This is a genomic window from Amaricoccus sp. (assembly GCF_017995835.1).
GTDB lineage: Bacteria > Pseudomonadota > Alphaproteobacteria > Rhodobacterales > Rhodobacteraceae > Amaricoccus.
The window spans coordinates 19,368-31,095 of the sequence record NZ_JAGOID010000030.1 but is presented as its reverse complement, the minus strand read 5'-3'; the positions used below and the strand labels follow the sequence as shown (position 1 = coordinate 31,095).

The window sequence follows — 11,728 nt, the reverse complement described above, 5'->3', positions numbered from 1 at the left end:
ACTTCAGCGCCACGCGGGTCGAGATGATGATCGTCGGCAGCGTCATCAACGTCAGCACCAGGCCGCCGACGATCGGCGCCGACATCGGCAGGTGCAGGAAGTTGATGAAGATCGCTAGGCCGAGGATGCCGAAGACGATCGAGGGCACCGCCGCGAGGTTGGAGATGTTCACCTCGATCAGGTCGGTCAGCCGGTTCTTCGGCGCGAACTCCTCGAGGTAGATCGAGGCGGCGACGCCGATCGGCAGCGACAGGGTCAGCACGATCAGCATCATGTAGGCGGAGCCGATCAGCGCGACGCCGAGCCCGGCCGCCTCGGGGCGGTTCTCGGAGGCGTCCGGGCTGGTCAGGAACGCCCAGTTGAACCGGGTCGTCAGCACTCCGGCGTTGCGCAGCGCCTCGGCCGCGTCGAGCTGCGCGGGGTCGAGCTTGCCGTCGCCCGCGGCGCTCTCGCGCGTGATCCTGCCCTTGGCGAACTGGTCGATGCGACCCGTGGTCAGGAAGTCGAACTCGACGGTCCTGCCGAGCTCGTCAGGATTAGCGAGGACGTAGTTGCGCAGCTGCGCCGACGCGCCGTCGGAGACCATGCCCGCGAGAAGGGCGGGCGTGAGGCCCGGCGCGGGGCCGGCGGCGAGCTCGTCGGCGAGTTCGGTCAGCGACGCCTTGATCAGCGGCGCATAGGCGAAGGTCAGCACCTTCTTCATCGCCGCCTCGTCGCGCGTCCCCGAGGGGTCGAGCGCGGCCGGGTCGAGGAAGACCTCGGCGCGGACGTAGGTTTGGCTGAAGGCCGGCAGGCCGCGGTGCAGGATCGAGCCGAGCAGGAACACCAGGGCGAGGAGGCCCACGGCGACCGCGGCGATCCCGTAGGCGCGGAAACGGCGCTCGGCGGCGTAGCGGCGGCGGGTCAGCGCCTTGCGCGCCTCGGAGGGCGCGGTCCCGGCGAGCGCCTCGGGGGTGACGTCGGTCATTCGTACTGCTCCCGGTAGCGCCGAACAATGAAGAGGGCGAGCACGTTCATCGCCAGCGTCAGGACGAAGAGCGTGATGCCGAGGGCGAAGGCGACCAGCGTCTCCGGCGAGTTGAAGTCGGTGTCGCCGGTCAGCTGGCTGACGATCTTCACCGTCACGGTGGTCATCGCCTCGAACGGGTTCATGGAGAGCCGCGCCGCGGCCCCGGCCCCGAGGACGACGATCATCGTCTCGCCGATGGCGCGCGAGGCGGCTAGGAGGAAGGCGCCGACGATGCCCGGGAGCGCGGCGGGGATGATGACCCGTTTGATGGTCTCGGAGCGCGTGGCGCCGAGGCCGAGGGAACCCTCGGTCATGCTGCGCGGCACCGCGTTGATGATGTCGTCGGAGAGCGAGGAGACGTAGGGGATGAGCATGATGCCCATCACGAGCCCGGCCGTCGCCACCGAGGCGGCCGAGCTGCCGAGTCCCGTCGGCTGGGCGATCCAGTCGCGCAGGATCGGGCCGACGGTGACGAGCGCGAAGAGGCCGTAGACGATGGACGGGATGCCTGCGAGTATCTCGACCGCCGGCTTGATCGTCTTGCGCAGGCGCGGCGTGGCGTACTGCGTCAGGTAGATGGCGATGAGCAGGCCGACGGGCACGGCGACGGCGAGCGCGATGAAGCTCACGTAGAGCGTGCCCCAGAGCAGCGGCAGCATCCCGAGCTGGCTCGTCCCCTGGAAGGCGGGCGACCATACCGTGCCGAAGAAGAAGTCGCGCCAGGAATACTGATTGAAGAACCGCGCCGTTTCGAACAGCATCGACAGCGCGATGGCGACGGTGGTGAAGATCGCGATCGAGGCGGCGAGCGCCAGCAGGCCGAGGACCATCGCCTCGAAGAGGTTGCGGGCTCGGAAACGTGGCGAGATCCGCGCATACACCACCACGAAGGCGGCCGCGGCGAGCAGGATCGACCCGCCCCCGACCAGCCACGGCGCGCCGAGCGGCGGAAGCGCGACAGCGAGGAGATTGAGGATCACGAAGGTCCCGAGCCCCGCCAGGAAGGCGGCGAGGCCGACCGCGAGCCCGTGATGGCCGGTGCGGGAATGCAGCGGCGCCGCGCCGGCGGCGCCGGCCGTCGCGACGGCCCGCCAGCGGCCGGCGAGATAGCCCGCCACGGCGAGCGCCACGAGGATGAGAAGGATCTGTCCGCCGGACATCGGTATTCCCGTCGTGAAGATGGCGGCGCCCCCGACCTCCGGGGGCGCCGGAGCGGCGATCACATCGCCGGGTCGAGCGTCTCTTCGTTTGCGATCCGCGCCTGGGTGGCGGCAAGCTCCGGGTCGGAGACGAGGCCATAGGCCGCGAGCGGGCCGCCCGGGCCGGCGACGGCGTCTGAAACGAAGAACTCGGCGAACTCCTTCAGGCCGGCGACCTCGCCGACATGCGCCTTCTTCAGGTAGAAGAACAACGGCCGCGACACCGGGTACGCGCCGGAGGCGATCGTCTCGGTCGAGGGCGCGACGCCGTCGATCGTCGCGACCTTCAGGACGTTGGTGTTGTTCTCGTAGAAGGCGAGGCCGAAGACGCCGATGCCGTTCGGGTCGCCCTGGATGCGGGCGAGCGTCTCGGTGTAGTCGCCGTCGATGTCGACCGAGCGCCCGTCGGTGCGCAGCTTCACGCAGGCGTCGTGGGCCGCCTTTTCGTCGCCGCCCTTGATCGCGGTGATCGCCTCAAGCGCGCCCGAGGCCTCGCAGCCCGCGGCGATGACCTTCTCCTCGAACACCTCGCGGGTGCCGTGCTTGGTGCCGGGGACGAAGGCGAGGATCGGCGCGGCCGGCAGGGTCGGGTCGATCTCGTCCCAGGTCGTGGCGGCGTTCGGCACGAGCGCGCCGTCCTTGACCACCTCGGCGGCGAGGGCGGCGTACCACTGGGCCGGCGTGAAGGCGCTGAAGGCCGGGCCGTCGGTCCTGGAGGCGAAGACGATGCCGTCGTAGCCGATGCGGACCTCGATGATGTCCGTCACGCCGTTGGCGACGCAGGTCGCGACCTCGCTCTCGCGGATCGGCCGCGAGGAGTTGGCGATGTCGATGGTGTCGAGGCCGACGCCGGCGCAGAACTGCTGGAGGCCTGCCGAGGAACCTCCCGAGGCGACGACTGGGGTTGGGAACTCGAAGTTCTCGCCGAAGGCTTCGGCGACGATCGAGGCGTAGGGCAGGACGGTGGAGGAGCCGGCGATCTGGATCTGGTCGCGCGACTGGGCGAGGGCGGCGCCGGAGAGCGCCAGGACGGCTGCGCCAGCGAGGAGGGCCGTTTTCATCGATGTTTCCCCTTCGGAAGGTGGAGTGCGTGACGACAGGACGCCGATTCGCGCCCCTGACCGCTGGCAGCCTAGGGCCGGGCCTTGACGCCAGTATTTCAGAAGCACGACTGTTTTGTGACGGCGGACCGTCTCCCGGCGCGGTCTCGCGCTGGCCGCCGACAGATGAAAAGCGACGCGAAAGCCCTGCAGGGTAGACAGTCGCGCGACAACAACGCGACAGCGCGCGACAGCCCTGCCGGGTGGACAGCCGCGCCTTCGTCGGGTAGCGCGAACGGGACCGGATCGGGAGGGCGCGGGCGTGATCCTCGGCGTAGGGACCGACATCGCCAGCATCGAGCGGATCGGCCGCACCATCGACCGTTTCGGCGCGCGCTTCCTCGACCGCGTGTTCACGCCTCTGGAGCAGGCGACGGCCGAGCGCCGCGCCGAGCGCGTCGCCACCTACGCCAAGCGCTGGGCCGCCAAGGAAGCCTGCTCCAAGGCGCTCGGCACGGGCCTGCGCATGGGAATCGTCTGGAAGGACATGGGCGTCTTCAACCGCAAGACCGGTCAGCCCGGAATGCGCCTGACCGGCTGGGCCGACGCCCGGCTCGCCGAGATGACCCCGGCGGGGATGCGGGCGAACATCCATGTCAGCCTGACCGACGACCACCCCTGGGCCTCGGCCTTCGTGGTGATTGAGGCGCTGCCGCTCGACCAGCCGTCCTTGACGTTCCCCGAGGCCGACCAGCGCCCGCGCGCCTGAGGGTTCAGCCGCGCACGTCGCGCCACGCGTCGGCGGCGACGGAACGGGTGGCGCAGGATGCGGCCCGCGCCCCGTTTCTGCCTGAGGCGATTCCAGGTCCAGGTCGCAGCGCTATTGGCATTCCCAGCTAACCCGACTAATTTCCGCAGGAATGCACGAGCGGCGGCGGGAGCCGCCCCGGCCAAGCCAGGCGCGGCGCGCCAGCCAGATGTCCGGCAAATCTGGGGTTGCGCGTCCGGGAGGGCGCGCCAGCGCGTCCCGCGAGCGTGGCGCGCGCGTTTGTGGAGGGGTCGATGGTGGAGCGGCGACGGTCGCAGGCGGAGGCGCAGGCGGGGCCGCGCGCGGCGTGGCGGCGCGTCGGCGCGACAGTTCTCGTGGCAGCGGCCCTGGCCGCGCCGGCAGGAGCGGCCCTCGCGCAGGCGACCGACGCGCCGCCGGCGGCCTCTGCGGCCCCGGATCCGGCCATGGCCGCGCCCGCTCCCAGGGTCGCGCCCGCCCCCATGGACATCGCACCGACCACGCCAGCCCCCGCGCCCGTGCCCGCCGCCACTCCCGAAACCGGAGCGTCGGACGCGCCGACCGTAGCGCCCCCTCCGGCGGGAGCGCCCGCACCGGCGCAGCCGGCGCCCGGCGCTTCCGTGGCCGCGTCCCCGTCGCACGCGAGCGGCCTGCCGGAGGACCTGTCCCCCTGGGGCATGTTCTTGGCGGCGGACGTGGTGGTGAAGAGCGTCATGGTCGGGCTCGCCCTCGCCTCCGTGGTCACCTGGACGGTGTTCATCGCCAAGACGCTGGAGCTGCTCGCCGCCGGGGCCGGGCTCGCGCGCGGCCTGCGCGTCGTCTCCGCCGCGGCCGACCTCGAGGAGGCCGACCGCGCGCTCGCCGGCCTGCGCGGCCCGACCGTCCTTATGGTCCTCGCCGCGCGCGAGGAGGCCGAGGTTTCGGCCGAGGCGCTCGCGCTCGAAGGCGGCGGCCCCGGCCTGCTGCAACGCGTCGCCTCGCGGCTGTCGCGCATCGAGGCGACGGCCGGGCGACGGCTCGCCATCGGCACCGGGATCCTCGCCACCATCGGCGCCACGGCCCCCTTCGTCGGGCTGTTCGGCACCGTCTGGGGCATCATGAACAGCTTCATCGGCATCTCCGAGTCGAAGACGACCAACCTCGCCGTGGTCGCGCCCGGCATCGCCGAGGCGCTGCTCGCCACCGCGATCGGCCTCGTCGCCGCCATCCCGGCGGTGGTGATCTACAACTTCTTCGCTCGCTGGATCGCCGCCTGCCGCGCCCGGCTCGCCGACGTCGCCGCGGCGGTCGAGCGGCTGGTCAGCCGCGACCTCGACCATCGCCGTCTCTGCCCCCTCCCGCTCGCCCGGGCCGCGGAATAGCGCGATGGCCGGCAGCCTGGAGCCGCGCCGCGCCGGCGGCGACGAGATCGAGGAGACGCACGAGATCAACGTGACGCCGTTCATCGACGTCATGCTCGTCCTGCTCATCATCTTCATGATCGCGGCGCCGCTCGCGACCGTCGACATCCCGGTCGACCTGCCGAGTTCGGCCGCGACCCCGCAGCCGCGCCCGGCCGACCCGGTCTATCTGACCGTAGAGCAGGACCTCGGCCTCACGCTCGGCGAGGCGCCCGTCCCGCCGGACGGCCTCGGGCCCGCGCTCGAGGCCGTCACCGGCGGCGATCGCGAGACCCGGGTCTTCGTGCGCGCCGACGCGGCGGTCCCCTACGGCGAACTGATGAAGGTCATGGACCAGATGCGAGGCGCGGGCTACCTCAAGGTCGCGCTCGTCACGCTCGAGACCGTGGCCCCGGCCGCGCAATGAGCCTCGCCGTCGCGCCGGGCCTCGCCAGACCCGCCCTGCTCTGGGCGAGCGCGTGCGTGCTGGCGGTCGCCGCCCATGCCGGCGCGGCGGCCTGGGCGCTGCGCCAGCGCCCCGAGCCGCCGGCCGAGGCCGCCGCCCCGCCCGCGATGATGATCGAGCTCGCCCCGGAGATCCTCTCGCCGCCCGCGGAGATCGAGGAGATCGCGCCCGACATGGTGGACGCCCCGGAGCTTCTCACCGAGGGCATGGAGCTGGCCGAGGCGACCCCGATCGAGCCGCCGCCCCCGCTCGACCCGCCGCCGCTCCTCGACATGCCGCCGCCCGACGTGCCGCCGCCGCCCGCCCCGGAGCCGCCGCTTCCCCAGCCGCCGCAGGTGGAAACGCCGCCTTTGCCGGCCGAAGTCGTCGAGCCGCCGGCGGCGCGGCCGCCCGACCTGCGTCCAGAACGGCCGCAGGACCCGCCGAAGGAGAAGCCGGAACGCAAGCCGCCGCCCGCGCCGTCCAGGGCGACGGTTCGCGCCAAGACGGTCGCGCCCCCGGCCGAGGCCCCGGCGGCCCCCGCCCCGACCAAGTCGGCGGGCGGCTCCGGCTCGATCTCCCCAGCAAAGTGGCAATCGCGGCTGATGGCCCATCTGGAGCGCCGCAAGCGCTATCCCTCCGCCGCGCGCCGGCGTGGCGAGGAGGGGGTGGCGCACGTGCATTTCTCGATCGACGCGGGCGGCAACGTGCGCTCGGTGCGGCTGACGCGCTCCTCCGGCTTCGCCGACCTCGACGCCGAGGTGCTGGCGCTCGTCCGCCGCGCCTCGCCCGTGCCGGCGCCGCCCCCGGGCGCGCCGCAGGACATCACCGCCCCGGTCCAGTTCAGCATCCGCTGAGCGACGGCCCGGGCGGGCCACGCCTTGAAGGTCCCGGACCGCGGGCCTAGTATCGGCGAGCCTTCCAGGCTACCCGGCGCAACACGGGCTAACACGCGTGATAGATAGGGTAACTACCTGAGTACACACGATAAAAACCTCAAAGGTCAAAAAAGGTCCGCGAGTCGTTTCATGAGCCCGCCGGGACAAGAGGTCGGGCCACACGCACAAGGAGCAAGGGATTTCAGGATGATCAAAGAGTTCCGCGATTTTATCGCCCGCGGCAACGTCATGGACCTCGCGGTCGGCATCATCATCGGCGCCGCCTTCACCGCCATCGTCAGCAGCCTCGTCAACGACCTCATCAACCCGCTGATCGGCTTCATCATCGGCGGCATCGACTTCTCGAGCTACCAGTTGTCGCTCGGCGCGGGCGAGCATGCGGCCACATTCCGCTACGGCGCCTTCCTGACCGCGGTCATCAACTTCCTGATCATCGCCTGGGTGGTGTTCCTGCTGGTCAAGGCGGTCAACCGCGTCCGCGCCACCGTCGAGACCGCCGAGAAGGCCCCCGACGCCCCGACCGGCCCGACGCAGGAGGAAGTCCTGGTCGAGATCCGCGACCTGCTGCGCGCCGAACGCGCCCCGGCCGCGCCACGGTCCTGACCCGCCAACCGGCCGCAGCCGCCCGCGCGGAACCTCAAGCCCCGGTTTGGTTTCCCTCCCGGGAGCGGGAGGGACGCCTTTCTCAGTCCACCGACAGCCACCGCCCCGCAGCGTCCGAAGCCGCCACGAGATCGACGAGCCGCTGCATCTCCGCGCCGCGGCGGAAGTCCGGCTCGCCGTTGACGCCGGTTTGCAGCGCCGCCACGAAGCGCTCGGCGATCACCGGCGGCGGGGCGACCTCCACCGGCCGCCAGCGCTGCACCTCGATGTCCGGCCCGAGACACGCCTCGAGCGTCGAGGTCTGCCCGTCCGTCCACAGCCGCAGCGCGCCGCGCTCGCCATGCAGGAGCAGGTCGAGCTCGTTCGCCTTGCCTGTCGCCATCCGGCTCGCGTGGACCACCCCGAGCGCGCCGCCGGCGAACTCGACGTTGACCGCCACGCTGTCGTTGACGTCGAGCCGATAGGGCCCGATGACCCCGCCCTCGGCCTTGTCGAACACCTTCATCCGCGCCCCGAGCGCCACGATCGGCTCGCCCGCCGCATAGGTGGCGAGATCGAGGATGTGCACGCCCACGTCGCCGAGCACACCCATCGAGCCATGCGCCGACGACAGCCGCCACAGCCAGCGCTCGTCCGTCCGCCAGTCGCCCCAGTGCTTCGCGGTCAGCCAGCTTTGCAGATAGCTCGCCTGCAAGTGCCGGATCGGGCCGATCTCCCCCGCCCCGACCAGCGCCCGCGCCGCCTGCAACGCCGCGGCGTTGCGATAGGTGAAGTTGACCATGTTGACGACGCCCGCCGCCTCGGCCGCAGCGGCCATCTCCTCGGCGTCGGCATGGTTCACCGCGAGGGGCTTCTCGCACAGCACGTGCTTGCCCGCGGCGATCAGCGCCAGCGACGTGGCCTTGTGGGCGCCGTCGGGCGTGACGTTCACCGCCGCGTCGAACTTGCCCCAGGCAATCGCCTCGCCGAGATCGCCGAACGAGGTCGGGATCGCGTACCGCCCGGCGAAGGCCCGGGCGCGTTCCGGCTCGACGTCGACGGCGGCGACGAGGCTGCACCCGGCAATTCCCGCGAACCGCTCGGCATGGCTCGCCGCCATCGAGCCGGTCCCGAGGATCAGGATCCGCGGCGCGGCGATCACCGGTAGCCCTCCTCGCCCGCCTTGTGCAACGAGCCGCCCTTGGCGGCGATCTTCTCCGGCGCCTTCTCCACCGGCACGTTCGGCGCATCGGCGACCGCCTTCCACGCCGGCGCCGGGTTGTGCGCCCAGCGCACGGCGTTGCGCAGCACCTGCTGGATCGCCGGCTGATGATAGGTCGGGTAGGTCTCGTGCCCCGGGCGGAAGTAGAAGACGCTGCCCGCCCCCCGCTTCCAGGTCATCCCCGAACGGAACACCTCGCCGCCCTCGAACCACGAGATCAGCAGCGTCTCCATCGGCTCCGGCACCAGGAAGGGCTCGCCGTACATCTCCTCGCTGTCGAGCTCGATCCGGTCGCCGACGCCCGCGAGGATCGGATGGCTCGGGTTCAGCGTCCACAGCCGCTCCCGCTCGCCCGCCTCGCGCCAGCGCAGCGAACAGGGCGTGCCCATCAGCCGGATGAACGGCTTCGAGAAATGCCCCGAATGCAGGACGATCAGCCCCATCCCCTCGTGGACGCGGGCGGCGACCCGGGCGGCGACCTCGTCGGAGACCCGGCCATGCGCCTTGTGGCCCCACCAGACCAGCACGTCGGTGGCGTCGAGCCGCGCCTGCGGCAAACCGTGCTCCGGCTCGTCGAGCGTCGCCACGCCGGCCTCGATCCCGGGGTCGGCGGCGAGCGCCGCGGCGATGGTGGCGTGGATGCCGTCGGGATAGATCCCGCGCACGACCTCGTTCTCGCGCTCATGCTGGAACTCGTTCCATACGACGGCTCGGATCATCGCTCTTCCCCCGTGGTTCGGCCGGTCCCGCGCCGGCATGCGCGCGCACCCTGTAGCGCCCGGCGCGCGCCCGCAAGGGCTCAGCCGCGCGGCCGGCTCCGCGGCCATCCCGCCGAGCGCAGCGCGATAGCGACGCCGGCGAGGACCACGAGCGCCATCCCCGCGACGCTCGGCCCGTCCGGCACGTGCCCGAACACCAGCCACCCGAGCACGCCCGCCCACAGGATTTGCAGATAGTTGACGGGCGCGAGCACCGAGGCCGGCGCGAGCCGGTGCGCCGCGGTGAAGAAATAGTGCCCGATCGCGGCGAGGAGCCCGGTCGCCAGGAACAGCCCGAGTTGCAGAGGCGTCGGCGCCGGGCCGCCCACCGACCACGGCAGCGCGAGGCCGCAAACCACGGCGCCGAGCATCGCGGTGTAGAACAACAGCACGATCGTCGTCTCGGTCGCGGCAAGGAGCCGCGACAGCATGATGTAGCCCGAGCTGAACCCGGCGGCGCCGAGCACGAAGAGCACCGCCACCGGGTCGAGCGCGCCGCCCGGCCGCGCGATCAGCAGCACGCCGGCGAAGCCGACCGCGGCGGCCGTGGCGTTGAACGCGCTGAACCGCTCGCCGAGGATCCACGGCGCCGCCACCACCACGATCGCCGGCGACAGGAACACGATCGACGTCGTCTCGGCGACCGGCATCCGTCCCAACGCCATGCCGGTGAGAAGCGACGCCGCGACGAGGCAGGCGGCGCGCGCCAGCACCAGCCCGCGCCGCCGCGTCCGCACCAGGCCGCCGCGGTGGATTGGCCCGAGGATCGCCAGCATCAGCAGGAAGTGCAGGATGTAGCGCACGGCCACGACCAGCCGCGGGTCGTAGGAGCCGACGAGGTACTTCGTGGTCGTGTCCATCGCGGCAAAGATCAGCACCGACGCCGCCAGAAGCGCCACCCCGCGCAGCGGCCGCGGCGACGCGGCGGCGAGTCCGGTGGCGAGCCCGGCGGGCGGAGCGGGGGCGGCGTCGTCTCGGGGCATCCGGGCCATCTGCGCCGCGCGCGCGCGAACGTCAACGCCATGTCGTCAACGCTATGTCGCGGCGAGACTTGTGCCACGGCCCGGGGAGGCCGCAGATTTGCATCCAGAGGCGGCGGCGCCATGCGAACGCCGCGCCTCGGGAGGAGAAAGCCCATGCGGATCGGCTGCCCGAAGGAGATCAAGGCCCACGAGCATCGCGTCGGCCTGACGCCGACCGCCGTGCGCGAGGCGATCGCGCACGGTCACGAGGTTCTGGTCGAGGCCGGAGCCGGCGCCGGCGCGGGCTTCTCCGACGCCGCCTATGCCGCGGTCGGCGCCGAGGTCGTCGCCACGGCCGAGGAGGCGTTCGCCCGCGCCGACATGATCGTCAAGGTCAAGGAGCCGCAGCCCGCCGAACGCGCCCGCCTGCGCGCCGGACAGGTGCTGTTCACCTATCTCCACCTAGCGCCCGATCCCGAACAGACCCGCGACCTCCTCGCCTCCGGGGTGACGGCGATCGCCTACGAGACGGTGACCGACCGCATGGGCGGGCTGCCGCTCCTCGCGCCGATGTCGGAGGTCGCGGGCAGGCTCGCGCCGCAGGTCGGGGCATGGGCGTTGCAGCGGTCGAACGGCGGGCGGGGCGTGCTCCTCGGCGGGGCGCCGGGGGTGGAACGCGCCGACGTGGCGGTGATCGGCGGCGGGGTGGTCGGAACCCAGGCCGCCCGGGTCGCGGCCGGCATGGGCGCCGACGTGACCCTTCTCGACATCTCGCTGCCGCGGATGCGGACGCTCGACGACCTCTTCGGCGACCGCTTCCGCACCCGGCTCGCCTCGGCCGGCGCCGTCGAGGCGGCGATCGCCGCCGCCGACCTGGTGATCGGCGCGGTCCTGATCCCCGGCGCGGCGGCGCCGAAGGTGGTCCGGCGCGCGCAACTCGCGCTGATGCGGCCGGGCGCGGTGCTCGTCGACGTGGCGATCGACCAGGGCGGCTGCTTCGAGACCTCGCGGCCGACCACTCATGTCGACCCGATCTACGAGGTCGACGGCATCGTGCATTACTGCGTCGCCAACATGCCGGGCGCGGTGCCGCGCACCTCCACCATCGCGCTCGGCAACGCCACCCTCCCCTTCGTGCTCGCGCTCGCCGACAAGGGCTGGCGGCAGGCCTGCGAGGACGACCCGAACCTGCTCGCCGGCCTGAACGTCCACGCCGGCCACCTGACCTACGCCGCCGTCGGCGCCGCCCTCGGCATCGACGTCCTCTCCGCGAGGCTCGCCCTGCGGAGGTGAGGCCAATGTCGCCGCCCGATCCCACCGGCACTGCCCGCTCCGCGCAGCCCTTGGCTGCGCCCATCCGATTTCTCCCCCGGATCGCATCTTGCGGGGCGCCGGTGGCGCGCCGCGCGATCCGGTCGGCCCGCGCCGCAAGCGCGGGCCGAGGGG

12 protein-coding genes are annotated in these 11,728 nt (G+C 72.3%); 6 read left to right on the top strand and 6 right to left on the bottom strand.

The genetic code is table 11. From position 1 onward, the window contains the following. The 3 genes from KBA23_RS07035 to KBA23_RS07025 all read right to left on the bottom strand — a co-directional run. A partial coding sequence (locus tag KBA23_RS07035) for a DUF3333 domain-containing protein (protein WP_290738552.1) occupies positions 1–967 on the bottom strand: 967 nt, incomplete at its 3' end. Further along, positions 964–2,169 (bottom strand): phosphate ABC transporter permease subunit PstC, encoded by a 1,206-nt coding sequence (gene pstC, locus KBA23_RS07030; RefSeq protein WP_290738549.1) that lies wholly within the window; start codon positions 2,167–2,169, stop codon positions 964–966. The genes pstC and KBA23_RS07035, both read right to left, overlap by 4 nt. 59 nt (positions 2,170–2,228) lie before the next feature. Continuing rightward, positions 2,229–3,269, bottom strand: coding sequence for a substrate-binding domain-containing protein (locus KBA23_RS07025; RefSeq protein WP_290738546.1), 1,041 nt, complete (start codon positions 3,267–3,269; stop codon positions 2,229–2,231). 301 nt (positions 3,270–3,570) lie between these two features. On the opposite strand from KBA23_RS07025, the gene acpS reads away from it, so the two are divergent. The 5 genes from acpS to mscL all read left to right on the top strand — a co-directional run bounded on the left by acpS (position 3,571) and on the right by mscL (position 7,361). After that, positions 3,571–4,017 (top strand): holo-ACP synthase, encoded by a 447-nt coding sequence (gene acpS / locus KBA23_RS07020; protein WP_290738543.1) that lies wholly within the window; start codon positions 3,571–3,573, stop codon positions 4,015–4,017. A 638-nt stretch (positions 4,018–4,655) separates the two neighbouring features. Beyond that, positions 4,656–5,396, top strand: coding sequence for a tonB-system energizer ExbB (exbB, locus tag KBA23_RS07015; protein WP_290738540.1), 741 nt, complete (start codon positions 4,656–4,658; stop codon positions 5,394–5,396). 4 nt (positions 5,397–5,400) lie between these two features. Next, positions 5,401–5,841, top strand: coding sequence for a TonB system transport protein ExbD (exbD, locus tag KBA23_RS07010; protein ID WP_290738537.1), 441 nt, complete (start codon positions 5,401–5,403; stop codon positions 5,839–5,841). Next, the gene (locus KBA23_RS07005) at positions 5,838–6,716 is read left to right on the top strand and encodes an energy transducer TonB (RefSeq protein WP_290738534.1); all 879 of its coding nucleotides are present in this window, start codon (positions 5,838–5,840) and stop codon (positions 6,714–6,716) included. The genes exbD and KBA23_RS07005 overlap by 4 nt, the downstream gene beginning before the upstream one ends. Before the next feature lie 228 nt (positions 6,717–6,944). Then, a complete protein-coding gene (gene mscL, locus KBA23_RS07000; RefSeq protein ID WP_290738531.1) occupies positions 6,945–7,361 on the top strand; it encodes a large-conductance mechanosensitive channel protein MscL in 417 nt (138 codons plus the stop codon). A gap of 82 nt (positions 7,362–7,443) precedes the next feature. On the opposite strand, the gene KBA23_RS06995 is transcribed toward mscL, so the two are convergent. The 3 genes from KBA23_RS06995 to KBA23_RS06985 all read right to left on the bottom strand — a co-directional run bounded on the left by KBA23_RS06995 (position 7,444) and on the right by KBA23_RS06985 (position 10,303). After that, a complete protein-coding gene (locus tag KBA23_RS06995) occupies positions 7,444–8,502 on the bottom strand; it encodes a Gfo/Idh/MocA family oxidoreductase (RefSeq protein WP_290738528.1) in 1,059 nt (352 codons plus the stop codon). Further along, positions 8,499–9,281, bottom strand: a complete 783-nt coding sequence (locus KBA23_RS06990; protein WP_290738525.1) for a ThuA domain-containing protein — start codon at positions 9,279–9,281, stop codon at positions 8,499–8,501. Before KBA23_RS06990 ends, KBA23_RS06995 begins: the two co-directional genes overlap by 4 nt. An 80-nt stretch (positions 9,282–9,361) precedes the next feature. Further along, complete coding sequence (locus tag KBA23_RS06985; RefSeq protein ID WP_290738522.1) at positions 9,362–10,303, bottom strand: DMT family transporter; 942 nt, start codon at positions 10,301–10,303, stop codon at positions 9,362–9,364. 153 nt (positions 10,304–10,456) lie between these two features. Here KBA23_RS06985 and ald point away from each other — a divergent pair, with 153 nt between their 5' ends. After that, on the top strand, positions 10,457–11,575 hold the full coding sequence (gene ald, locus KBA23_RS06980; RefSeq protein ID WP_290738519.1) for an alanine dehydrogenase: 1,119 nt from the start codon (positions 10,457–10,459) through the stop codon (positions 11,573–11,575). Positions 11,576–11,728 lie beyond the last annotated feature (153 nt).

Excerpts from the sequence above, each read along its gene's own strand:
- pstC (WP_290738549.1), bottom strand. The coding sequence starts at position 2,169 with ATGTCCGGCGGACAGATCCTTCTCATCCTCGTGGCGCTCGCCGTGGCG.
- KBA23_RS07025 (WP_290738546.1), bottom strand. The coding sequence starts at position 3,269 with ATGAAAACGGCCCTCCTCGCTGGCGCAGCCGTCCTGGCGCTCTCCGGC.
- exbD (WP_290738537.1), top strand. The coding sequence starts at position 5,401 with ATGGCCGGCAGCCTGGAGCCGCGCCGCGCCGGCGGCGACGAGATCGAG.
- KBA23_RS07005 (WP_290738534.1), top strand. The coding sequence starts at position 5,838 with ATGAGCCTCGCCGTCGCGCCGGGCCTCGCCAGACCCGCCCTGCTCTGG.
- mscL (WP_290738531.1), top strand. The coding sequence starts at position 6,945 with ATGATCAAAGAGTTCCGCGATTTTATCGCCCGCGGCAACGTCATGGAC.
- KBA23_RS06990 (WP_290738525.1), bottom strand. The coding sequence starts at position 9,281 with ATGATCCGAGCCGTCGTATGGAACGAGTTCCAGCATGAGCGCGAGAAC.
- KBA23_RS06985 (WP_290738522.1), bottom strand. The coding sequence starts at position 10,303 with ATGCCCCGAGACGACGCCGCCCCCGCTCCGCCCGCCGGGCTCGCCACC.
- ald (WP_290738519.1), top strand. The coding sequence starts at position 10,457 with ATGCGGATCGGCTGCCCGAAGGAGATCAAGGCCCACGAGCATCGCGTC.